Consider the following 19,435-nt stretch of genomic DNA (forward strand, 5'->3'; position numbering starts at 1 on the left):
CGCATGACGGGTGGTGGAGCGCCGGGCGACCCCGACGAGCAGTACGCCGACTTCGACTTCGGCGACGACGAGCGCTGGCCCGGTGAGGCGTGGGGCGCGCCGCCGCCCGATGCGGCGCGGGTGACGGCGCAGGCGGCTTCGGGTGCGCCGGCGCCGCAGGTCTCGCAGGCGGCGCCCGCCACCGGTGCCGGCTCTTCCGCCGCCGGGCCGCACGTCGGCCGCGATCCCCGCGAGGTGCTCGCGGAGGTGTTCGGCTACGACGCCTTCCGCGGCGAGCAGGAGGAGATCATCCGGCAGGTGATCGGCGGCGGCGACGCCGTCGTGCTGATGCCGACGGGCGGCGGCAAGTCGATCTGCTACCAGATCCCGTCACTCGTGCGCGAGGGCACGGGGGTCGTGCTCTCCCCGCTGGTGGCGCTCATGCACGACCAGGTGGCCGCGCTGCAGCTCGTGGGCGTGCGCGCCGCCGCGCTGAACTCGGCGATGTCGATCGAGGATCGCCGCGCCGTCGAGCAGGCGTACCGCGACGGGCAGCTCGACGTGCTCTACCTCGCGCCCGAGCGGCTGTCGGCGCCGGGCACGGTCGAGCTGCTCGCGCAGGGGCGCATCGCGCTGTTCGCCATCGACGAGGCGCACTGCGTGTCGCAGTGGGGCCACGACTTCCGCCCCGACTACCTGCGGCTCGGCGCGCTCGCCGAGCGCTGGCCCGACGTGCCGCGCATCGCGCTGACCGCGACCGCGACGCCCGAGACGCACCGCGAGATCACCGAGCGCCTGCACCTGCAGCGCGCGCGGCACTTCGTCTCGAGCTTCGACCGGCCGAACATCCGTTACCGCATCGAGTCGAAGCAGAACGCGCGGGCGCAGCTCGTCTCGTTCGTGAGCCGCGAGCACTCCGGCGAGGCCGGCATCGTGTACGCGCTGAGCCGCAAGCGCGTCGAGCAGACCGCGGCCGCGCTGCGCGACGCCGGGGTCGACGCCGTCGCCTACCACGCGGGGCTGCCCGCGCACGTGCGCCTCGACGCGCAGACCCGCTTCCTGCGCGAGGAAGGGGTGGTGGTGGTCGCGACGATCGCCTTCGGCATGGGCATCGACAAGCCCGACGTGCGCTTCGTCGCCCACATCGATCTGCCGAAGTCGGTCGAGGGGTACTACCAGGAGACCGGCCGAGCTGGCCGCGACGGGCTGCCCTCCGAGGCCTGGCTCGCCTACGGCCTGCAGGATGTGGTGCAGCAGCGGCAGATGATCGAGTCGGGAGACGGAGATCAGGCGACGCGGGCGAGCCAGACGCGGCACCTCAATGCGATGCTGGCGCTCTGCGAGGGCGTGCAGTGCCGCCGCGTCTTCCTGCTGCGCTACTTCGGGGAGGATCGCGCCGAGCCGTGCGGCAACTGCGACGTGTGCCTCACGCCGCCGCAGCTGTGGGACGCGACGGTTCCATCGCAGATGCTGCTCTCCACGATCATCCGCACGCAGAAGGAGCGCGGCCGCACGTACGCCGCCGGGCAGCACATCGACGTGCTGCGCGGCGTGGCCTCCGATCGCACGCGGCAGATGCGGCTCGACGAGCTTTCCACGTGGGGCATCGGCACGGAGTGGTCGGTCGCGCAGTGGCGGGGGGTCGTGCGCCACCTGCTCGCCGCCGGCCTGCTCGAGGCGCAGGGCGAGTGGGGAGTGCTCGCCCCGACGGAGGCGGCGAAGCCGGTGCTGCGCGGCGAGGAGGCCGTGATGATGCGCGAGGAGGTCGTGTCGCGGGCCGCGAGCAGCGGCGGTCGCGGTCGCGCCTCGCGCAGCGGGGGCGGGGGCGAGAAGCGCTCGGCGGCCGCGGCCGATCTGACGCCGGATCAGGCCGAGATCTTCGAGCGGCTCCGCGCGTGGCGGGCCGGCGAGGCGCGCGCCCAGGGCGTGCCCGGCTACGTGGTGTTCGGCGATGCGACCCTGGCGGCGCTCGCGGTGCACGAGCCGAAGACCGACGAGGACCTGCTCGCGATCTCCGGCATCGGGCAGGTCAAGCTGGAGCGCTACGGCGCCGCCGTGCTCGAAGCCCTCGCGGCCGGGGAGTAGTCGGCCGCGCGGCGCCATCGGCCGAGGTGCCGCCGACCGAGGCCGCCCACTCGGCGACGGTCTGCTCCCAGGGCGTCGCCGTCAGCCCCAGCTCGGTGGTCAGGCGTCCGGCCGCGAGTACGCCGGGCTTCGGTGAGACATCGAGCGTCGGTGAGGGCAGATCCGCCGCTTCCGTCTCACCGAAGCCGAATTGCTCACCGAAGCCGAGTTTCTCGCCGACGCGGTGATGCAGGCTGACGCCGCGGGGCTCGTCGACACGGTGCCGCAGGCCGACGCCGCGGTGCGCGCCGCAGGTCGAGTGCTGAGCGGCGCATCCGCATGGCACACTGAGCGCATGGACCGCGACCGCACCGAGCACTCCTCCGGCACGTCGCCCCACACCTCCGGGCGAGCGATCGTCGTGATGGGCGCCTCGGGTTCGGGGAAGAGCACGATCGCGGCGGCGCTCGCCGCAGAGCTCGGCGCGTGGTACATTGACGCCGACGATCTGCACACGCCCGCGGCGGTCGAGCAGATGCGCCGGGGCGTGCCCCTCACCGACGAGGATCGCTGGCCGTGGCTCGAAGTGATCGGCGCCCGCATCGCGCGGGAGACCGCGGACGGTGCGCACCTCGTCGTCGCGTGCTCGGCGCTGCGCCGCGTCTATCGGGACCGCCTGCGCTCGGGGAGCGGGGCAGACCTGCAGTTCGTGCTGCTGCAGGTGCCTCGAGACGTGCTGATCGAGCGCGTGCGAGGCCGATCCGGGCACTTCATGCCCGCGACGCTGATCGATTCGCAGCTCGCGACGCTCGAGCCGCTCGGCGCCGACGAACCGGGGTTCACCGTCGACGCCTCGTGCCGGGAGGTCGAGGTGCTCGACCGCATCGAGCAGCACCTCGGGCGGTAGCGCACTCCCGAACTCCCGCTACCGCAGGAAGAACGGGTCGAGCGCGAGCAGCAGCGCCGCCGTCCAGTGGCACAGGAACGCCACGACGGTGAGCGCATGGAAGATCTCGTGGAATCCGAAGACACCGGGAACGGGGTTCGGCCGCTTCGTGCCGTAGATGATGGAGCCGAGCGTGTAGAGGAGGCCGCCGACCACGACGAGCACCATCGCCGCGAAATCGGCGCGCGCGATGTCGACGATGTACATCATCGCGGCCCACCCGAGCAGCACGTAGAGCGGAACATACAGCCAACGCGGCGCTCCGATCCAGAACACGCGGAAGCCGATGCCGAGCAGCGCCCCCGACCAGACCAGCACCAGCAGCAGCACGCCCTTCTCGAGGGGCAGGGCGAGCAGCGCGATCGGGGTGTAGGTTCCGGCGATGAGCACGAAGATGTTCGCGTGGTCGAGGCGCCGGAACACCTGCTTCGTGCTCGGCTTCCAGTTGAAGCGGTGGTACAGCGCCGAGACGCCGAAGAGCAGCATGCTCGACAGCATGTAGACGACCGACGCCCACTTCGCGACGGCGCCGTGGGCGAGCGCGATGAGCACGATCCCCGCCGCGATGGTGACGGGGAAGGTGCCCGCATGGATCCAGCCGCGCCACTTCGGCTTCGCCTCGATCGCTCCGGGCTGATCATGCGAGTGGTCGATGGCGTCCTCGAGCAGGGGGAGCGAGAGCCGGTCGGGCTCGGGCAGCGGGCGCTCCGATGAGCGCGGGCTCTGCGACGTCATGCGTCGAGTCTACGGTCGCGCCGCACTGCACCGGGCATGCGCGAGTAGCCGGGAGCGGAAGCATCCCGGCCGCTCTGCGGATCGAGCCGGTACACTCGGAACGTGAGTGCCCAGCCGTCGAATCCGCGTGCCGGTCTGCTCTACCGGCTGTATCAGCGTCGCCTGCGTCGAGAGATCGATCCGCGTCGGGTGCCGCAGCACATCGCCGTGATCGTCGACGGCAACCGCCGGTGGGCGAAGCAGCGGCTGCAGGAGCGCGCGGCCTTCGGCCATCGGGCCGGCGCACGCAAGATTCCCGAGTTCCTCGGCTGGTGCGCGGAGGCGGGCGTCGACACGGTCACGCTGTATCTGCTCTCGGCCGACAACCTGGGCGCTCGGGATCGCCAGGAGCTCGACGACCTGTTCGGCATCATCGCGGAGCTCGCGAGTCTGCTGGCCGAGCATCCGGGCTGGCGCGTGAAGCACGTCGGCACCTGCGAGGGTCTGTCGCCCGAGCTCACGGAGGCGCTGCGCGCGGCGGAGGCGGCGACGGCGGATCGCGAGGGCCTGCACATCAATCTCGCCGTCGGCTACGGGGGTCGCAGCGAGATCACCGCGGCGATGCACAGCGTGATCGCGGAGCACCAGGCGGCGGGCGGCACGATCGACACGCTCGCGGAGCGGTTGACGCCGGAGCTCATCGGCGAGCATCTGTGGACGCGGGGTCAGGCCGATCCCGATCTGGTGATCCGCACCTCGGGGGAGCAGCGGCTCTCCGACTTCATGATCTGGCAGTCGGCGCACTCGGAGTTCTACTTCGTGGAGGCGCTGTACCCGGATCTGCGCGAGGTGGATCTGCTGCGCGCGCTGCGCGACTACTCGTCTCGGCAGCGGCGGATGGGGGGCTGAACGGATGACGAACGACGCGACACCGGCGGCACCGGTATCGACGACATCGGCACCGGCGGCACCGGCACCGGCGAGTCCCGGGCTGCCCGACCTCGCGGGGCAGCGGGTGCTGATCACGGGGGCCTCGGGCGGCGTGGGCGGCGGCATCGCGCGCGCGTTCGCCGCGGCCGGCGCCCGGCTGGCCCTGCACTACCGCGGCGAGAGCCGGGCGTCGGCCGACGCCATCGGCGCGCTCGTGCGCGAGCTGCGCGGTGCGGGGGCCGAGGTCGAGGCGCTGCGCGCGGATCTCGCCGCTCCGGGAGCGGCGCCGGCCCTGGTGGCGGATGCGGTCTCCGCCCTGGGCGGCCTCGACGGACTCGTGAACAACGCGGGCGTGCAGCCGGTCGCGCCGCTCGCGGAGACGACGCGCGGCGAGTGGGACGAGGTGCTCGGCACGAACCTCGGCGCGGTCTTCGAACTCTCCCAGGCCGCGGCCGCGGCGATGGCGGGCGATCGCGGCGAGCGCGCCGCGAATCGCTGGATCACGCACATCGCCTCGGTGGAGGCGTCGCGGCCCAGCCCCGCGCACGCCCACTACGCGGCGGCGAAGGCGGGCGTCGTGATGCACGCCCGCGCGGCGGCGCTGGAGCTCGGGCCGCTCGGGATCCGCGTGAACACCGTGTCGCCCGGGCTGGTCGACCGCCCGGGTCTCGCGGAGGCGTGGCCCGAGGGCGTCGCGAGCTGGACGACCCACGCCCCGCTCGGGCGTCTCGCGACGGCCGCCGACATCGGCGGCGCGTGCGTGCTGCTCGCCTCGCCGGCCGCGGCGTTCATCACCGGGCAGGATCTCGCGGTCGACGGCGGCATGCTGGCCACGCCGGGCTGGTGACCCTCCCCTTCCCCGATTCGAGAACGGAGCTGCCGATGAGCGACTACGAGACGGTGCTGCGCGCCGACGCGATGCTGACCCCGGAGGGGGCGATCGCCGGCGCCGAGCTCGCCTTCGACGGGTCGGGCCGCATCACCTATGCCGGATCCGCCCGCCCCGATGCCGCCTCGGCGAGCGACCGCGTGGTGCACGAGCTCCCGGGGCACGTGCTCATGCCGGGGCTGGTGAACGGGCACACGCACTCCGCGATGACGCTGCTGCGCGGCGTCTCCGACGACGAGGGGTTCATGCCGTGGCTGGCGGCGGTGCAGGCGCTCGAGCAGCACCTGACGCACGACGACGTCGCGGTGGGGCTGCAGCTCGCGATGGTCGAGATGATCGAGACCGGCACGACCTCGTTCGCCGACATGTACCACTGGGATGCCGACCTGATCGAACTGGTGCGCTCGGCGGGGATGCGCGCCCTCGTCGCGCTCGCCTCGTTCGCGCCCGAAGCGGTCGGGTTCCCCGGGGTGTCGCCCTGGACGGGCGCGGAGGCGACCGACCAGACGGAGGCGCTGGCCGAGCGGTACGCGGGCGACGCGCAGGTGCGGATCGCCTACGGCCCCCACGCCCCCTACACGTGCCCGCCCGAGTTTCTGCGAGACATCGCGCAGCGGGCCGTGCGGCTCGGCATCCCGATCCACACCCACATCTCGGAGTCGGCGGCGGAGGTCGCGCAGATCCGGGAGCGCTACGGGGCGACCCCCGCGGTGCACCTGGACGCGCTGGGACTCTTCGAGGCCGAGGTGCTCGCCGCCCACTGCGTGCACCTCACCGACGGCGAGATCGAGCTGTTCGCGCGCACGGGCACCGCGGTGAGCCACAATCCCGTGTCGAACCTGAAGCTCGGCAACGGCATCGCCGCCCTGCCGGAGTGGCAGGCGGCGGGGCTGCGCGTCTCGCTCGGCACCGACTCCGTCGCGAGCAACAACACGCTCGACCTCTTCGAGGAGATCAAGACCGGCACCATCCTGCACCGCGGTGCGCGGGGCGACGCCGCGATCGTGCGCGCCGCCGACGTGCTCGACATCGCGACGCGGCGCGGCGCGGAGGCGATCGGCTTCCCCGAGACGGGAGCCCTCGAAGCGGGGCGCCTCGCCGACGTGATCGCGCTCGACGTCACGGGATCCTCCGCGATCCCCTTCGAGGCGGCGTCCCTCGTCTCCCACCTCGGGTTCGCCGCGACGGGCGGGGACGTGCGCCACGTCTTCATCGGCGGCCGCCACGTCTACGCGGAGGGCGAGCACCTCACGCTCGACGCCGACGCGATCCGCGCGCGGGCGGCAGCTGCCCGCGCCCGGCTGAGCGACGCGGCACGCACCGACTGAGCTCACCGCCTGAGCGCACCGCCCGAGCTCATTGCCCGAGCTCACCGCCTGAGCTTCCATCCACACATCGAAAGGCCACACATGCCCGTCCGACTCCCCTCCGACGCCGAACTGCCCCTGCTGCGCGTCCGCGTCTCCGACCTCGCCGACCGCGCACTCGTGGTGGGCGATCCCGCGCGCGCCGAGCGCGTCGCCGAGCGCCTCGACGACGTGCGCCGGCTCGCGACGAACCGCGAGTACCACGTGTACGCGGGCACGTGGAAGGGCGTGCCCGTGACTGTCGCATCGCACGGCGTCGGCGGAGCGGGGGCCGCGGTCTGCTTCGAGGAGCTCGCGCGGGGCGGGGTGACGCGCATCATCCGGTCGGGTACCGCCGGCGGCATGCAGCCGGGCATCGTCGACGGCGCGGTCGTCGTCGCGACGGGCGCGGTGCGCGCCGATGGGGTGAGTCACCAGCTCGTGCCGACGGAGTTCCCGGCGCTGACGACGCCCGAGCTGACCGTCGCGCTCGCGCAGGCGACGGCAGCCTCGGGGCTCGACGTGCACCGCGGCGTCGTGCTGACGGGGGACATGTTCTACCCGAGCGACGTCATCACCGGCGTCGATCTCGCGCTGTGGCAGCGCGCCGGGGTCGTCGCGGTCGAGATGGAGGCCGCGACGCTGTTCGTCATCGCCGCGCTGCACGGCATCGAGGCCGCGGGCGTGTTCGCCATCGACGGCAACCCGCTCGCCGCCGACGACACCGACATGGGCGACTACGACCCGTATCGCGAGATCGTAGTGACCGCGGTCGACGCGGCGCTCACCGCGGCGCTCGACGTGCTCGTCTCGTGAGCGGGGCGCTGCGCACCGCTCGCCTGCCCTTCGCGGCGGTGCTCTTCGATTGCGACGGGGTGCTCGTAGACTCCGAGACGATCACCATCCGCGTGCTCGCCGAGATGCTCCGCGAGCTGGGCTGGGAGATCTCGTTCGAGGAGACGGTGCGCGCCTTCATCGGCCGCGCGCTCGTCGACGAGTGGGAGGTGATCCTCGCCAACACCGGCTTCCGCATCACGGATGCCTGGGTGCACGAGTTCCACGTGCGACGCGACGACGCCCTCCGCGTCGACGTTGCGCCGATGCCCGGGGCCGAGCGGATGATGGCGGAGGTGGTCGAGCGCTTCGGCGACCGCATCGCCCTCGCGTCGGGCGCGGATCGCGTGAAGATCACGATGCAGTTGGACGTGACCGGCCTGGGGCGGTGGTTCGGGGACCGCGTGTTCAGCGGCATGGAGCTGGCGGCGAGCAAGCCGGCGCCCGACGTCTACCTGGCGGCGGCTGCGGCGCTCGGCGTCGACCCGGCCGACGCCCTCGTGGTCGAGGACACCGTGGCGGGGGTCACCGCGGGCATCGCGGCCGGTGCCACGGTATTCGGGTTCTCGACGGGGAGCGCGGTCAGCACCCGTCCCGAGGCGCTGCGGGGTGCGGGCGCGTCGCTCGTGTTCTCGAGCCTGGAGGAGCTGCCCGGCCTGATCGACGCCTACGCGATGCGCGAGCGGTCGAACGCGTCGAGGCTGATGCCCTGAGCGAGCACCGCCTTCGCCCACTCCTGGGCGGAGTGCAGGCTGTGATCGCGGTAGTTGCCGCAGCTCACCGCCTCGGTGCCGGGCACGTCGCTCCAGGTGACGCGCTCGACGAGGTCGGTGAGGGAGCTCTTGATCGCCTCGGCCACGGCCTCGACGCTCGGCTCGCCCCACGCGATCAGGTGGAAGCCGGTGCGGCAGCCGAAGGGTGAGATGTCGATGAGGCCGTCGAAGCGGGTGCGCAGCAGCGCGGCCAGCGTGTGCTCGATGGTGTGCAGGCCGGCGGTCGGAATCTCCGCCTCGTTCGGCTGCACTAGGCGGATGTCGAAGTTCGAGATCGCGTCGCCCTTCGGGCCGTGCTCGACGCCGATGAGGCGCACGTACGGCGCCAGCACCTTCGTGTGGTCCAGTGAGAAGCTCTCCACCTCGGCAAGTTCGACATCGCTCATGCGCTCCAGTGTGCCACGGGGGATCGGTGCGCGCGGCGCAGATTACGCCGCGTGCACCGATCAGGCAGCGCGCGCGAGTTCCTTGCGGGTCAGGGCGATGCGCGCCCGCTCGCTGGAGGGGAGCTCGGAGACGGTCACGTTCCAGCCGGCGCGGTCGAGCCGCTTGAGGTCGCTCCGGGCGTCGGTGAGACGGTCGGTCTCGACGACGTAGAGCGTGCGGCCCGAGCTGCGGTAGACCGAGCGGCGCTGCGCCCAGTCGGGCACCAGCATCTCGTCGGCTCCGCTCAGGGAGTGGTAGGGCGTGCGCAGCGGCGCGGCCGCGGCGGGCCGGGCGTCTGCGGTGCGGGCGGCGGGGGTATGGGTGATTCGGGTATGCGAAGTCATGTTGTTCCTTTCGTGGCGCACCGTCGTGGTGCGCGATCCCCGAGCGATTCTCGGGGTGTGGCTCACGTGGAGCCCTGCGCTGCTTCGCCGGGGCTGCGTCGGTACAGCCCGCTCGATCTGCGCGATCGAAGGCGGAGCGCATCTGCACCGGTCTCATCGGGGGACCGGCCTCGTCTGGAGGCCTGCGGTGCTCGGTGGGTGTCGCGGCTTCTGACGCAGAGTTGAGGTGATCTCGACGTGCCGTTCAACGGCGATCATGCGTACGGCTCGCGAACCCGACACCTCATATTAGAACACATTTTCGATCGGCGCTAGTGTGGTGTCGAATATCCGGATCGACGGGCGCTCGCGCGCCGCTGGGAGCACCGATGCCTGAACCCTCCACCCTGCTCGTCTTCGCGCACCGCGACGAGGCCTCCGCCTTCGGCGACGTGCCGCACGTCGTGACCGGCGTCGGCAAGGTCAATGCGGCGGTGACGCTCGCCGCCGAGCTCTCGGAGCGGCCGGCGGAGCGGGTCGTGGTGCTCGGCACCGCGGGCGTCGTGAGCGATGGGCCGGAGCGGCCGTCGCTCGACGCCGTCTACCAGATCACCGGCGTGGTGCAGCACGACTTCTCGCTGCCCTCGCCGGAGCTGCGGCCCGGCGGCGACGCGATCCTGCCCCCCGAGTCGACCGCGGTCATCGCGACGGGCGACGTGTTCGTGCAGAGCGACGCGCAGCGGGCGGCCATCGCCGGGCTCGGAGCGAGCCTCGTTGACATGGAGGCGTACGCCTACGCCAGCGTGTGCGCCCGCTTCGGCGCCGCGCTGCAGATCTTCAAGGTGCCCTCCGACTTCGCGGATTCGGCGACCACCGATGAGGAGTGGGACGCGATCGTGTTCCGCAAGAGCGAGCAGCTCCGCGAGTTCTGGGACGAGCGGCTGGCGTAGCGCGTCGACGCCGGCCGAGCGCGCGTCGCGGCGGTGCGCACGCGCACGTGCGTCGTGCGGGATCCGCTCCGCGTCAAGGCCGTCGCCGCACCCGCGCCCCCTGCGATAGACCTGGAGCATGCGGCGTGCGCTGCGCCGAGGGAAGGGGAGAGATGCATCTCATGGAGACCGATGGGCTCGTCGTCGACTGGACGCTGATGCCCACGTACAACACGATCATGTCGCTCGCCGCGGGCGCCGGGCTGCTGTGGATGCTCGGCCTCGTGCGAGCGCTCCGGCGCCCCGAGGGCTTCGCGCCGGAGGGCTGGGCGCTGACCGCGGCCGTGCTCGGCGGCATCCTCACCCTCACCGGAGCCCACATGACGCTCACGTGGCCGCTCGCCGCGTACTTCCCGTTCGACAACATCATCTTCGGCGAGCCGAGTCTCGGGTTCGGGGTGCTGCTGCTCGCAGCGGCCTTCCTGCTGTGGCGCCGCTCCGCCGTCATCGCCGCGTCGCCCGACCCGGGGGCGCAGCTCGCGCGCACCGCGTACCCGTTCGGCGTCTTCGTCTTCGGGCTCGGTCTCGCGATGTTCGGGATCGCCGCGGCGGGCATGGTGTTCCAGCTCTTCGCCGCACCGCCGGAGGAGCCGATCTCGGGCGCGTTCGCCGAGTACCCGTGGGTGGAGGCGACGTTCATGTCGGGCCTCTTCGCGCTCGTCGGGGTCGGAGCGGTGCTCTTCCCCTTCGCCCTGCGCGGCTTCAGCTCCGCGGCGCCGAAGCTGCGGCCGGTCGCGGTCGTCGCGGGAGCGGCGTGGGGGCTCGCCGGGCTCGCCTTCCTGCTCTTCGGGGCGCTGAACTACTTCACGCACATCGGCCTCATCATCAACACGACCGCCTAGCGGCGCCCCGCGGGCTCGTGGGGCGCCGCGTACCGTCCGCGACGCGCCCCGCCCGGCCGGATTCGCGCCGCGCGCACTCATCACGTAAGCTCTTCCGCGGTGACGTGTCCGAGCGGCCGAAGGTGCAACTCTCGAAAAGTTGTGTAGGGTAACCCCCTACCGTGGGTTCAAATCCCACCGTCACCGCCACCGAGGGCCCCGCGCCCCTGCCACTGCAGGGAGGCGCGGGGCCCTCGCTCGTTCGCTCGTTCTGCGCCGGCGCACCGATCGCGCGGCTGTCTACGCCGCGCCCTCCGGAGCCGGATTCCTGATCCCAAGGAACGACACGATCGCTCCCGCGAAGAACAGCACCCCCGTGACGATCGCCGCCGAGTGGAAGCCGCCGAGATCGAGCCGGCCCCCCACGATGGTGGCGAGGAGCGCGATGACGATGAGGCCCGCGACCCGCGAGATCGCGTTGTTCACGGCGGAGGCGATCCCGCTGCGCTCCGGGCCGATGGCCCCGAGGATGGCGGCGGTGAGCGGGGCGACCATGATCGACAGCCCGAGCCCCATGACCACCATCGACGGCAGCACCTGCCCCCAGTAGGAGAACTGGTCGCCGACGAGCAGCAGGAGCAGGGCGCCGCACCCGAGCAGGAGCGGGCCGACGGTCATGAAGAGGCGCGGGCCGTACCTGCCGGCGAGCGCACCCACCTTCGAGCTCAGCAGCACCATGAGGATCGTGATGGGGAGGCTCGCGAGGCCCGCGAGCGTGGCGGTGAGCGCCGGGCCGTTCGGGTTCTGCAGGTACACGCCGATCACGAAGCCGTTGAGCGACAGCGCCGCGTAGATGAAGAGGGTCGCGAGGTTGCCCGTCCAGAAGTTGCGCACGCGGAAGAGCGCGAGCGGCAGAATGGGCGACGTCACGCGCGTCTGCCACCAGAGGAACCCGAGCAGCAGTGCGACGCCGGCGCCGAGCGGCAGCCAGATGGCAGGGCTCGCCCACCCGTGCGCCGGCTCCTCGATGAGCGCCCAGACCGCGAGGCCGAGCCCGATCGCCGCCGCCGCGCCGCCGAGCCAGTCGATGCGCACGCCCCGCCGGCGGTCGTCGGTGTCGGGCAGCTTCGTGAGCATCCAGAGGGTCGCCCCGATGGGCAGGACGTTGATGAGGAACACGAGGCGCCACGAGAGGTAGTCGGTGAAGACGCCGCCGAGCAGCGGCCCGACGATCATCGCGCCCGTCGTCACCGCCGTCCAGGCGCCGATCGCGCGACCCTGCGCGGCCCCGGCGATGCGCGACGTGATGAGCGCGAGCGAGCTCGGCAGCAGGAACGCGCCCGCGGCTCCCTGCAGCGCGCGGGCGAGGATCATCATCTCGGGGTTCACGGCGAGCCCGACCGCGATCGAGGCGATGCCGAATCCGATCAGCCCGATCCGCATGATGAACACGCGCCCGTAGGCGTCGGCGATCGAGCCCGCGAGCAGCATGAGCGCGCTCAACGTCACGAGGTACGCATCCACCACCCACTGCTGCGTGCTGAGGCCGCCGCCGAGCTCCTCCGAGATGCGGGGGAGCGCGACGTTCGTGACCGACATGTCGAGGGAGGTCACGAACGAGGCGAGGGTCGCGATGGTCGTGACGAGGCGCTGCGGGGCGCTGAGCCGCGGGGGAGCCCCGGAGCGCGAATCGGTCATGCGAGCAGGATACGCCGCTGGCCGCGCGCCGGGGCGTCGCTCAGCGGAAGACCCGGCTGATGCTCGCCCGGGGCGTCGCTCAGCGGAAGACCCGGCTGATACTGCTGACGAGCTGCGACAGCTGCACCCAGACGAGCAGCCGGTGCGCGGGCCGCAGCAGCACGCCGAGCAGCGGCCCCAGCACGCCCCCCCGCCGCACACCGTCGGCGGGGCGCTCCCATGCGAAGTCGATGCGCAGGCGGGTTCCGTCGGCCTCCGGGGCGAGGCGGATGTCGAACGCGCGGGTGTTCGCCTGCCGCGCGTCGGGGAAGGCGAGCCGCCATGTGATGCGCCGCTCGGGGTCGTGCAGCAGCAGTTCGATGCGCAGCCTGCGGAACGCCTCGCCCACCCTGAGCTCGGAGCCGTCGGGGCGCGTCGTGGTCGCGCGCGCGCTCCAGATCGTGCCGCGCTCGTCGGATGCGCCGGGTTCGGCGCTCCCACCCGCTGCGGGCTCGGGGTGCGCGGAAACGCTCGCGACCGACGGCTGCCACTCGGGCATGCGCGCAGGGTCGGAGAGGAGCGCCCACACCTCGGCGAGGGGAGCGGGCACGAACGCCTCGGTGGTGCCGGCGAGCGGGCCGGTACCCCGGCGGGCGGCGCCGCCGGTGGGGGGAGCCGGCGCGGCGGCACGCGCGGCCGGGTCGTCGAGTGCGGCGAGGTCGCCCTCGATCGCCGCTCGGCTCGCCCCGACCTCGGTCAGCACCGCTTCGATGAATCCACTGGGCTCGGCGAGCAGCTCGCGGAGCACCGCGACGGCGTCGCCCGACCTGCCCCGCCGGTTCGCGCTCGAGAAGATGCGCTGCGCCCGATCGCTCCACGCGTACCCGTCGGTCTCGTGGAAGACGATGCGGCCCGCCTCGGGCCCCTGCGCGCTGACGCCGATGACGGCGAGGTGCGCGGCGTGCTGCGCGGCGATCCCGGCTCGCGTCGCATCGAGGGTGAGGCCGTGGCTGCGCAGCACGCTCCCCGCGCGGTCGCGGTCGATGACGAGCGCGAGGAGCAGGTGCTCGATGTCGGCGGTGCGGAGGCCGACGCGCGACGCCTCCTCCATCGCCGCGAGCGAGAGGCGGTGCGAGGCGTCGGCCGATCGGGTGAACTTGCTCATGCCTGCCTCCGGGGAATCGCGATCGCGGGGTCGACGCGCTTGGCGTACTTCTTGTGCACGGCCTGGCGGGTGACGCCGAGCGCGTCGGCGATCTGCTGCCAGCTCATTCCCGCGCGCAGCCCCGCCTCGACCTGGCGCAGTTCGAGGGTGTCGGCGAGCACGCGGAGCGAGGCCACGGCTCGCAGCCCGGCCCGCGGGTCGCTGAGGTCGGCGGCGCGCGCCGCGAGTTGCATCGAATCCATGCTGTCAACCTACGTTGCGCGGATCGCGGCTGTCAACCCTGGTTGCTCACCTGCAGCGGCTCATCGCTCGAAGAAGCCGCGCAGATCGAACCCCGAGACGGCATCGCCCAGCGAACCGAGGCCGCCCTGCGCCGCATCGAGGGTCGAGCTCGCGGCATCGCCCGCGCCCGAGAGGGCCTCCTCGACGCCCGGCACGGCCTCGCCCACGCCCGCGAACGCGTCACCCGCGGCGAAATCCCCGAGGAGCGCCTCGTGATCCAGCCCGCTCGCGAGGGCGTCGAAGTCGACGCCCGAAGCCGCAGCCTCGGCGAGCAGCGATCCGCCGATCGCGGTCGCGACTGCGCCGCCGGCGACCACTCCGAGCAGCCCGAGGGCTCCCGCCCCGGCCACCCCGGCCGCTCCGGCTGTGACGGCGCCGCGACCGCGTGCGCCTCCCGAGCGAGCGAGGAGGCGCCGCAGCGTGCCCGGGCTGCGCATCTCGCCCCGCGTGGCCGCCCGCGCGAGGTCGGCCGGCTCCGCCGATGCCGGGCGCTCAGCGGCCGGGAGATCGCGCTGCAGGTCCTGCTGCAGCAGCGCGCGCTGCGCCGGCGTGAGCTTCGCGAAGGCCTCCGCGTGCACCTGCTCGAGCTGCCGCGGATCAGCCGTCTCGAGCAGGTAGGTGTAGCGGGCGACGGCCGCGCGATCCTGCGGGGAGGCAGCCGTCGGCGGCGCCGGCGGTGCGGAGGGGCCGCTGCGCGCAGCCTGCCCGGGGCCGCTGCGGGGGGCCTGCGCGGTATCGGCCCGAGGCGCGGGGGAGTGCGGCGCGCGATCGCGCGACTCGCCGGTGACCGCATCCGCGGCCCGATGCACGAGCGCTCGCCAGTCGGTCGACCCCTGGGCCGATCCTCCCCGCTGCGACTCGGCCGCGTCGGAGTCTCGCGAGTCCATCGCCCGCTTGGCCAGGTTGAACAGCTTCTTCATGTTGCTCATCGGTGGTCCCTTTCTGAGTGGAGTGCGCGGTGCGCATCACCCGAGGAGGGGCGACCGAGGCGGCCCCGCACGGGGGCGAGGGCGCAGTGCGACGCGGCGACGCGGGATCCGCGTGCGGCTGAGGCATCTGCGTGCATCGGGGTCTCCAAGGGTGACGTCGGTGATCGACAAGGTCTCCTCCACTGACGCATCAGCTGGTGGGCCGGGATGCACTGCGCATCCGTAATGACGAACCCACCACAAGACGGGAGTACTCCCCTTGGTGCCCTCCAAGATACCGACCTGCGACGCGCCATGGCTGGGAAATCGCGGGTGCTCGCCGAAGCTTCGGCCGGAAGGGGAGGAGACGGGGCGGGGATCGGCTCGCGTCCGCCGCGAGGTGCTGCTGCAGGGGAGGGCTATGCTCGTGTGCGTGACCCAGTTCTCCCCGCCGCGGCCTCGCCGAGGACGCGGGTTCGGCATCGCCGCAACAGTCGTCGCGCTCGTCGGGATCCTGCCGAACGGGATCGTGTGGATCCTCGCCGGGACGGTCGATCCCAACTACGGATGGCTCCTGTTCGTCACGCTCCCGTGGGCCGTGCTCATGGGCGCCATCGCCGGAGTGCTCGGCATCATCGGGATCACGCTCGCCCGCTCCGAGCCGGGCGGGTACGGGTGGCCGGTCGTCGGCCTCGTGCTCGGCGCACTGCAGCTCCTCCCCGCGGTCGTGTTCCTGACGGGCGTCTGACCGGCGTCGCCGCATCGCCCCGCGCCGCATCACCGCGCCCCATCACCGCGCCCCATCACCGCGTCCCATCACCGCGCCCCATCACCGCGCCCCGAAGGAGAGAATGCCCGTGCGTCAGAACCCGCCCGCGAACCGCCTCGTCCTCGTGATCGCCGCCGTGCTCGCGGCGTTCTTCGTCTGGGCTGCGCTGGTGCGCCCCCTCGTCCGCGGGGAGTCGCCCGCTGAGACCCTGCTCCTCTTCGCGTCGGGCGTGGGGGCCGCAGGTCTCATCGTCTGGCTCGTGCTCGGACGGATCGGGAGGCTGCAGCGCCACCAGCGGCGGGCGCTGCAGGAGCGCGAGCCGCGGGCGCGCGTCTTCGGCTCGTACGCGCTCAACGGCGTTGCGGCGTTCCTCGCGCGCGCGATCCCGCAGCTCGGGCTCGGCGCCCGGCCTCGCGGGCTGCTGACGTCGAGCCCCACCGGCGTGATCGACCCGTCGGGGTTCCGCCTGGTTCGCGGCGGAGCGCGGCTCGTCACCGCGTACCGCGTGCCGCGCGACCGGATCGTGGGGGTCGCGACCGGCGGTATTCAGGAGGGGGCGTTCCTCTACCCGACCCTGGTGGTCGTGGTCTCGCACGGCGCCGAGCGAGCCGCGATCCCGATCCCGGTGACGCGCGACGAGTCGCCGCTCCGTCGTGAGACGCCCGACGGCCTCGATCGCCTCGTGTCGGATGCGGCGCGCATCTGGGGCGTTCCCGTGCTCGGCGCGGCCGGCTGAGCCGAGCTCCCGTGCCCGCCGCCGACGCTCCGCCTCGCCGCCGCGCCGAACGTTCGCCCGCCGGCACGACGAAGGCCCCGTTTCTCCCTGCGAATGCAGGGGCGCGGGGCCCTCGAGTGGCGGTGACGGTGGGATTTGAACCCACGGTAGGGGGTTACCCTACACAACTTTTCGAGAGTTGCACCTTCGGCCGCTCGGACACGTCACCGCTACCGAGATTAGCGCATCTGATCGACGAGACGCGAATCGAGTCGACGCCGCATGACGGCGGCGCGCTCCCGCTCCTCGCCCGGCACCCGCACCTCGCGCATGAGCGCGGCGAGCTCGCCCCGGTCGCCGGCGCTCAGCTTCGCGCGCGCATGGGCGATGTGCGACTCGACGGTGCGCACGCTGCAGCGCAGGCGCACCGCGATCTCCTTGTTGCTGAGCCCCTCGGCGACGAGTCGGGCGGTCGCCGACTCGCGGGGGGTGAGCTGCACGTGGTCGCTCGTCGGGAGCCGGTCGAGGCTGAACCATGGATCCACCCGCCGCGCGGCGGTCTCGAGCTCCCCGAGCAGCGCCTCGCAGCGATTCACGCTCCCGGCGGCGCGCCGCCGCATGAAGATGCGCTTGGCCTCGCGCAGCGCGTGCGCGGCCGGGGCCCAGTACCCGGCCGTCGTGAGTGCGTCGGCGCACTGCAGCAGCGCGACGGGGTTCTGATCGTTCGCGGCCTGCACGTGGGCGCGCGCGAGCGACGCGATGGGGAGGGCGCGCGACGCGTCGATTGGCGTCCCGTGGAGGTGCTCGTAGCGGCGGATCCGCGATCCGATGCGGTCGATCCGCCCGCTGAAGTAGGCGAGCACCTGCGTCGGGAAGTCGTCGACGATCTCCTCGCCGTTCCCGTCGAGGTCGGCGTGGCCCGTCGCGGTTCGGAGGATCGCGCTGCCGGTGTCGGAGATGAGCGCGGTCAGTCGCTGCGGCATGAATCGCGGCAGGCGAGCGGCGAACAGCTCCCATTCCCGGAGCGCCCGGGGCATGTCGCCCGACGAGATCGCCTGACCGACCGCGCCGAGGTGCCCGAGCCACATCCGATGCCGCGTGGTGGCGGGGAGCGACTCGGTGAGCGAGAAGAGCGCGACGTCGCTCCCATCGGTATCGCCGAGATAAAGCGCGAGCATCGCCTCCGTGACGGTCGCCGAGGCGAGCAGGTCGCGCAGCTCGGGCGGGCTCGATACGGCGATGTCGGTGACTCGGGCGATGCGCTCGGTGCACGTGGCCGGATCGCCCGGGCGCCGACCGATCTTGATGTTCTCGACGTCGATGAGCTGGCCTGCGAGGAGCGCCACCTCGGGGAACGGGTGCGTGGCCGCGATGCGCCGGATGTCGTCGAGGTCGGAGCCGATCGGCTCGGTCGTGTTCCACCGGGCGAAGACGAACTCCGCATCGCGCTCGAGCGGCTCCTGGTCGTCCGCGCCGGCGAACGCGCTCGATCGCGCCCGCTGCGGGATGGGCGACTCGGCCGACAGCTGACTCGCCAGCGCGCTCGCGGCGATGCGCAGCGCCGGGGTGGGCACATCGTCGCGAGACACGGAGTGCAGGCTGCGGAGCCCCGCCAGCGCCCCGTGCATCACCGTGGCGGCGCGGCTGCGATCGAGCGGGTGGAGCGCAGCGCCCGATCCCGCGCCGCGCACGAGCAGATCGCGGCACTCGGCGCCGGCCCCGAAGCCGAGCGCGTCGAGGGACGCCCGCTCGAACAGGGCGGCTCGCGACCGATCGGGGCGCCGGCGGCCCGCCTCGTCGTCGGCCACCGTCGTGCAGAAGTGAGCCTCCCGTTCGGAGAGCGGTACGCCGAGCGACTCCTGCAGCATCAGCGTGCGCGCGGCGCGCCGTTCGGCGCTCGCCACCGCGTCGGGCGCCGCCCGCAGGCGCATGCCGCTCGCGAGGAGCTCGGGGACGCCGTAGAGGGTCGTGTCGCGCGGGGTCGGGATCAGCACGCCGTTCGCCACGAGCGACGCGACCGCTGGGCCGCCGATGAGGTCCTCGTGACCGTACAGGGTGCGCGGTTCGAGCTGCGCGAGCGTGATGGCGCCGGCGATCTCGTCGGGCGTCAGCGCGCTCCGGGCCAGCGCATCGGCGTGTTCGAGCGTGGCGACACCGGACTCGCTGAGGTGCGTGAGCGATAGGCGGGGCCAGGGGGTGGCGATCACCGCCCCCTGCGCGGCGAGGTGGATCAGATCGATGAGCCATGCCGGGCGACCCCACGACATCGCGTGCAGGGCGGCGAGCACGCCGGCGTCGATGGGCGCGGTGGTCACCTCGACGGCGATCTGCAGCGTCTCGGGCGGGGTGAGCGGCTCCAGTCGCACGTACCGGGTGGCGGATGCGTCGGGCCCGTCGGGCGCGAGCAGGCGCGCCCACTCGGGCGTGCGGTGCGACTCCTCCGCCGGCTGCTCGGAGGCCGCGGCGCAGAGGATCCGCCCGCCGGCGCGCGCGCGTTCGACGAGCACGCCGAGCAGCTCGGCCGGGGCCCGCTCCGCGTCGTCGACGAGCACGACGCGCGCGCGATCGGCATCGGAGACGAGTGTCGATGCCTCGGGTTCGGCGGCGCTGCAGGCGAGCACCGGCTGCCCGGATTCGCGCAGCGCGCCCGCCACCGCGCGGATGATGTGCGAGCGGCCGCTCCCGCTCCGGCCCGACAGCACGACGGTGCCGGGCGCTTCCAGCTCCTGCACCACCTGAGCGATCAGATCGCTCCGCACCCTGCCTCGTTGCACGCGTCGACTCACGCCCTTCCCCCCTTGAAAGACGAACTGCCTCCGTAAGCGCTGAGCATTCGCTCAACACATACGGCTTCTGGGAACACCATAGCTTGCCGATAGTGCTGT

General features: G+C 72.8%; 19 protein-coding genes and 2 tRNA genes. 12 read left to right on the forward strand and 9 right to left on the reverse strand.

What is annotated here, in order from left to right; translation table 11 throughout:
* Positions 1–3 precede the first annotated feature (3 nt).
* Together recQ and BLT44_RS06360 are read left to right on the forward strand one after the other, a co-directional pair.
* Positions 4–2,064, forward strand: coding sequence for a DNA helicase RecQ (gene recQ / locus BLT44_RS06355; protein WP_010154880.1), 2,061 nt, complete (start codon positions 4–6; stop codon positions 2,062–2,064).
* Positions 2,065–2,254: 190 nt separating this feature from the next.
* A complete protein-coding gene (locus tag BLT44_RS06360; RefSeq protein WP_010154879.1) occupies positions 2,255–2,950 on the forward strand; it encodes a gluconokinase in 696 nt (231 codons plus the stop codon).
* Positions 2,951–2,968: 18 nt separating this feature from the next.
* Here BLT44_RS06360 and trhA read toward each other — a convergent pair whose 3' ends face one another.
* Positions 2,969–3,724 carry a PAQR family membrane homeostasis protein TrhA gene (gene trhA, locus BLT44_RS06365; RefSeq protein WP_010154878.1) on the reverse strand — a complete coding sequence of 252 codons (756 nt, stop codon included), beginning with the start codon at positions 3,722–3,724 and terminating at the stop codon, positions 2,969–2,971.
* A 102-nt stretch (positions 3,725–3,826) separates the two neighbouring features.
* Between trhA and BLT44_RS06370 the strand changes: the two genes are divergently transcribed.
* The 5 genes from BLT44_RS06370 (at position 3,827) to BLT44_RS06390 (ending at position 8,415) form a co-directional block, all read left to right on the forward strand.
* Positions 3,827–4,612 carry an isoprenyl transferase gene (locus tag BLT44_RS06370; protein WP_010154877.1) on the forward strand — a complete coding sequence of 262 codons (786 nt, stop codon included), beginning with the start codon at positions 3,827–3,829 and terminating at the stop codon, positions 4,610–4,612.
* Positions 4,613–4,616: 4 nt separating this feature from the next.
* Positions 4,617–5,480, forward strand: coding sequence for an SDR family NAD(P)-dependent oxidoreductase (locus BLT44_RS06375; RefSeq protein WP_083351978.1), 864 nt, complete (start codon positions 4,617–4,619; stop codon positions 5,478–5,480).
* Positions 5,481–5,515: 35 nt separating this feature from the next.
* Positions 5,516–6,850: an amidohydrolase gene (locus BLT44_RS06380; RefSeq protein WP_010154874.1), complete on the forward strand. Its 1,335-nt coding sequence runs from the start codon at positions 5,516–5,518 to the stop codon at positions 6,848–6,850.
* Between the two features lie 81 nt (positions 6,851–6,931).
* Entirely contained in the window at positions 6,932–7,684 is a 753-nt protein-coding gene (locus BLT44_RS06385; protein WP_010154873.1) for a nucleoside phosphorylase, read from the forward strand.
* Entirely contained in the window at positions 7,681–8,415 is a 735-nt protein-coding gene (locus BLT44_RS06390; protein ID WP_010154872.1) for an HAD family hydrolase, read from the forward strand. Before BLT44_RS06385 ends, BLT44_RS06390 begins: the two co-directional genes overlap by 4 nt.
* Here BLT44_RS06390 and BLT44_RS06395 read toward each other — a convergent pair.
* A complete protein-coding gene (locus tag BLT44_RS06395; RefSeq protein ID WP_010154871.1) occupies positions 8,370–8,861 on the reverse strand; it encodes an S-ribosylhomocysteine lyase in 492 nt (163 codons plus the stop codon). The two genes, BLT44_RS06390 and BLT44_RS06395, sit on opposite strands and share 46 nt — an antisense overlap.
* A 60-nt stretch (positions 8,862–8,921) precedes the next feature.
* Positions 8,922–9,245 carry a hypothetical protein gene (locus tag BLT44_RS06400; RefSeq protein WP_010154870.1) on the reverse strand — a complete coding sequence of 108 codons (324 nt, stop codon included), beginning with the start codon at positions 9,243–9,245 and terminating at the stop codon, positions 8,922–8,924.
* A 368-nt stretch (positions 9,246–9,613) separates the two neighbouring features.
* Between BLT44_RS06400 and BLT44_RS06405 the strand changes: the two genes are divergently transcribed.
* From BLT44_RS06405 to BLT44_RS06415, 3 genes are all read left to right on the forward strand, one after another.
* Positions 9,614–10,174: a phosphorylase family protein gene (locus BLT44_RS06405; protein WP_010154868.1), complete on the forward strand. Its 561-nt coding sequence runs from the start codon at positions 9,614–9,616 to the stop codon at positions 10,172–10,174.
* A 152-nt stretch (positions 10,175–10,326) separates the two neighbouring features.
* A complete protein-coding gene (locus tag BLT44_RS06410; protein ID WP_010154867.1) occupies positions 10,327–11,055 on the forward strand; it encodes a DUF981 family protein in 729 nt (242 codons plus the stop codon).
* 98 nt (positions 11,056–11,153) lie between these two features.
* A tRNA-Ser gene (locus BLT44_RS06415) sits at positions 11,154–11,244 on the forward strand.
* 90 nt (positions 11,245–11,334) lie between these two features.
* Here BLT44_RS06415 and BLT44_RS06420 read toward each other — a convergent pair.
* From BLT44_RS06420 to BLT44_RS06435, 4 genes are all read right to left on the reverse strand, one after another.
* A complete protein-coding gene (locus BLT44_RS06420) occupies positions 11,335–12,732 on the reverse strand; it encodes an MFS transporter (protein ID WP_010154866.1) in 1,398 nt (465 codons plus the stop codon).
* 79 nt (positions 12,733–12,811) lie between these two features.
* The gene (locus BLT44_RS06425; RefSeq protein ID WP_074690034.1) at positions 12,812–13,876 is read right to left on the reverse strand and encodes an SRPBCC family protein; all 1,065 of its coding nucleotides are present in this window, start codon (positions 13,874–13,876) and stop codon (positions 12,812–12,814) included.
* Positions 13,873–14,118, reverse strand: a complete 246-nt coding sequence (locus BLT44_RS06430; RefSeq protein WP_010154863.1) for a hypothetical protein — start codon at positions 14,116–14,118, stop codon at positions 13,873–13,875. Before BLT44_RS06430 ends, BLT44_RS06425 begins: the two co-directional genes overlap by 4 nt.
* Positions 14,119–14,178: 60 nt before the next feature.
* Positions 14,179–15,087, reverse strand: a complete 909-nt coding sequence (locus tag BLT44_RS06435; RefSeq protein ID WP_143026009.1) for a cation-transporting ATPase — start codon at positions 15,085–15,087, stop codon at positions 14,179–14,181.
* A 412-nt stretch (positions 15,088–15,499) separates the two neighbouring features.
* Between BLT44_RS06435 and BLT44_RS06440 the strand changes: the two genes are divergently transcribed.
* The gene (locus BLT44_RS06440) at positions 15,500–15,814 is read left to right on the forward strand and encodes a hypothetical protein (protein ID WP_143026010.1); all 315 of its coding nucleotides are present in this window, start codon (positions 15,500–15,502) and stop codon (positions 15,812–15,814) included.
* 109 nt (positions 15,815–15,923) lie between these two features.
* Entirely contained in the window at positions 15,924–16,571 is a 648-nt protein-coding gene (locus BLT44_RS06445; RefSeq protein WP_143026011.1) for a hypothetical protein, read from the forward strand.
* Between the two features lie 117 nt (positions 16,572–16,688).
* On the opposite strand, the gene BLT44_RS06450 is transcribed toward BLT44_RS06445, so the two are convergent.
* Both BLT44_RS06450 and BLT44_RS15240 read right to left on the reverse strand, forming a co-directional pair.
* Positions 16,689–16,779, reverse strand: a tRNA-Ser gene (locus BLT44_RS06450).
* Between the two features lie 10 nt (positions 16,780–16,789).
* Complete coding sequence (locus tag BLT44_RS15240) at positions 16,790–19,309, reverse strand: LuxR C-terminal-related transcriptional regulator (protein ID WP_010154857.1); 2,520 nt, start codon at positions 19,307–19,309, stop codon at positions 16,790–16,792.
* Between the last annotated feature and the right edge of the window lie 126 nt (positions 19,310–19,435).

It is taken from the genome of Leucobacter chromiiresistens, assembly GCF_900102345.1.
Taxonomy (GTDB): Bacteria; Actinomycetota; Actinomycetes; order Actinomycetales; family Microbacteriaceae; genus Leucobacter; species Leucobacter chromiiresistens.

What these genes read in the sequence shown, in the direction of transcription:
- recQ (WP_010154880.1), top strand. Translation starts at nt 4, where the DNA reads ATGACGGGTGGTGGAGCGCCGGGCGACCCCGACGAGCAGTACGCCGAC.
- trhA (WP_010154878.1), bottom strand. Translation starts at nt 3,724, where the DNA reads ATGACGTCGCAGAGCCCGCGCTCATCGGAGCGCCCGCTGCCCGAGCCC.
- BLT44_RS06375 (WP_083351978.1), top strand. Translation starts at nt 4,617, where the DNA reads ATGACGAACGACGCGACACCGGCGGCACCGGTATCGACGACATCGGCA.
- BLT44_RS06380 (WP_010154874.1), top strand. Translation starts at nt 5,516, where the DNA reads ATGAGCGACTACGAGACGGTGCTGCGCGCCGACGCGATGCTGACCCCG.
- BLT44_RS06385 (WP_010154873.1), top strand. Translation starts at nt 6,932, where the DNA reads ATGCCCGTCCGACTCCCCTCCGACGCCGAACTGCCCCTGCTGCGCGTC.
- BLT44_RS06395 (WP_010154871.1), bottom strand. Translation starts at nt 8,861, where the DNA reads ATGAGCGATGTCGAACTTGCCGAGGTGGAGAGCTTCTCACTGGACCAC.
- BLT44_RS06400 (WP_010154870.1), bottom strand. Translation starts at nt 9,245, where the DNA reads ATGACTTCGCATACCCGAATCACCCATACCCCCGCCGCCCGCACCGCA.
- BLT44_RS06405 (WP_010154868.1), top strand. Translation starts at nt 9,614, where the DNA reads ATGCCTGAACCCTCCACCCTGCTCGTCTTCGCGCACCGCGACGAGGCC.
- BLT44_RS06410 (WP_010154867.1), top strand. Translation starts at nt 10,327, where the DNA reads ATGCATCTCATGGAGACCGATGGGCTCGTCGTCGACTGGACGCTGATG.
- BLT44_RS06420 (WP_010154866.1), bottom strand. Translation starts at nt 12,732, where the DNA reads ATGACCGATTCGCGCTCCGGGGCTCCCCCGCGGCTCAGCGCCCCGCAG.
- BLT44_RS06425 (WP_074690034.1), bottom strand. Translation starts at nt 13,876, where the DNA reads ATGAGCAAGTTCACCCGATCGGCCGACGCCTCGCACCGCCTCTCGCTC.
- BLT44_RS06430 (WP_010154863.1), bottom strand. Translation starts at nt 14,118, where the DNA reads ATGGATTCGATGCAACTCGCGGCGCGCGCCGCCGACCTCAGCGACCCG.
- BLT44_RS06435 (WP_143026009.1), bottom strand. Translation starts at nt 15,087, where the DNA reads ATGAGCAACATGAAGAAGCTGTTCAACCTGGCCAAGCGGGCGATGGAC.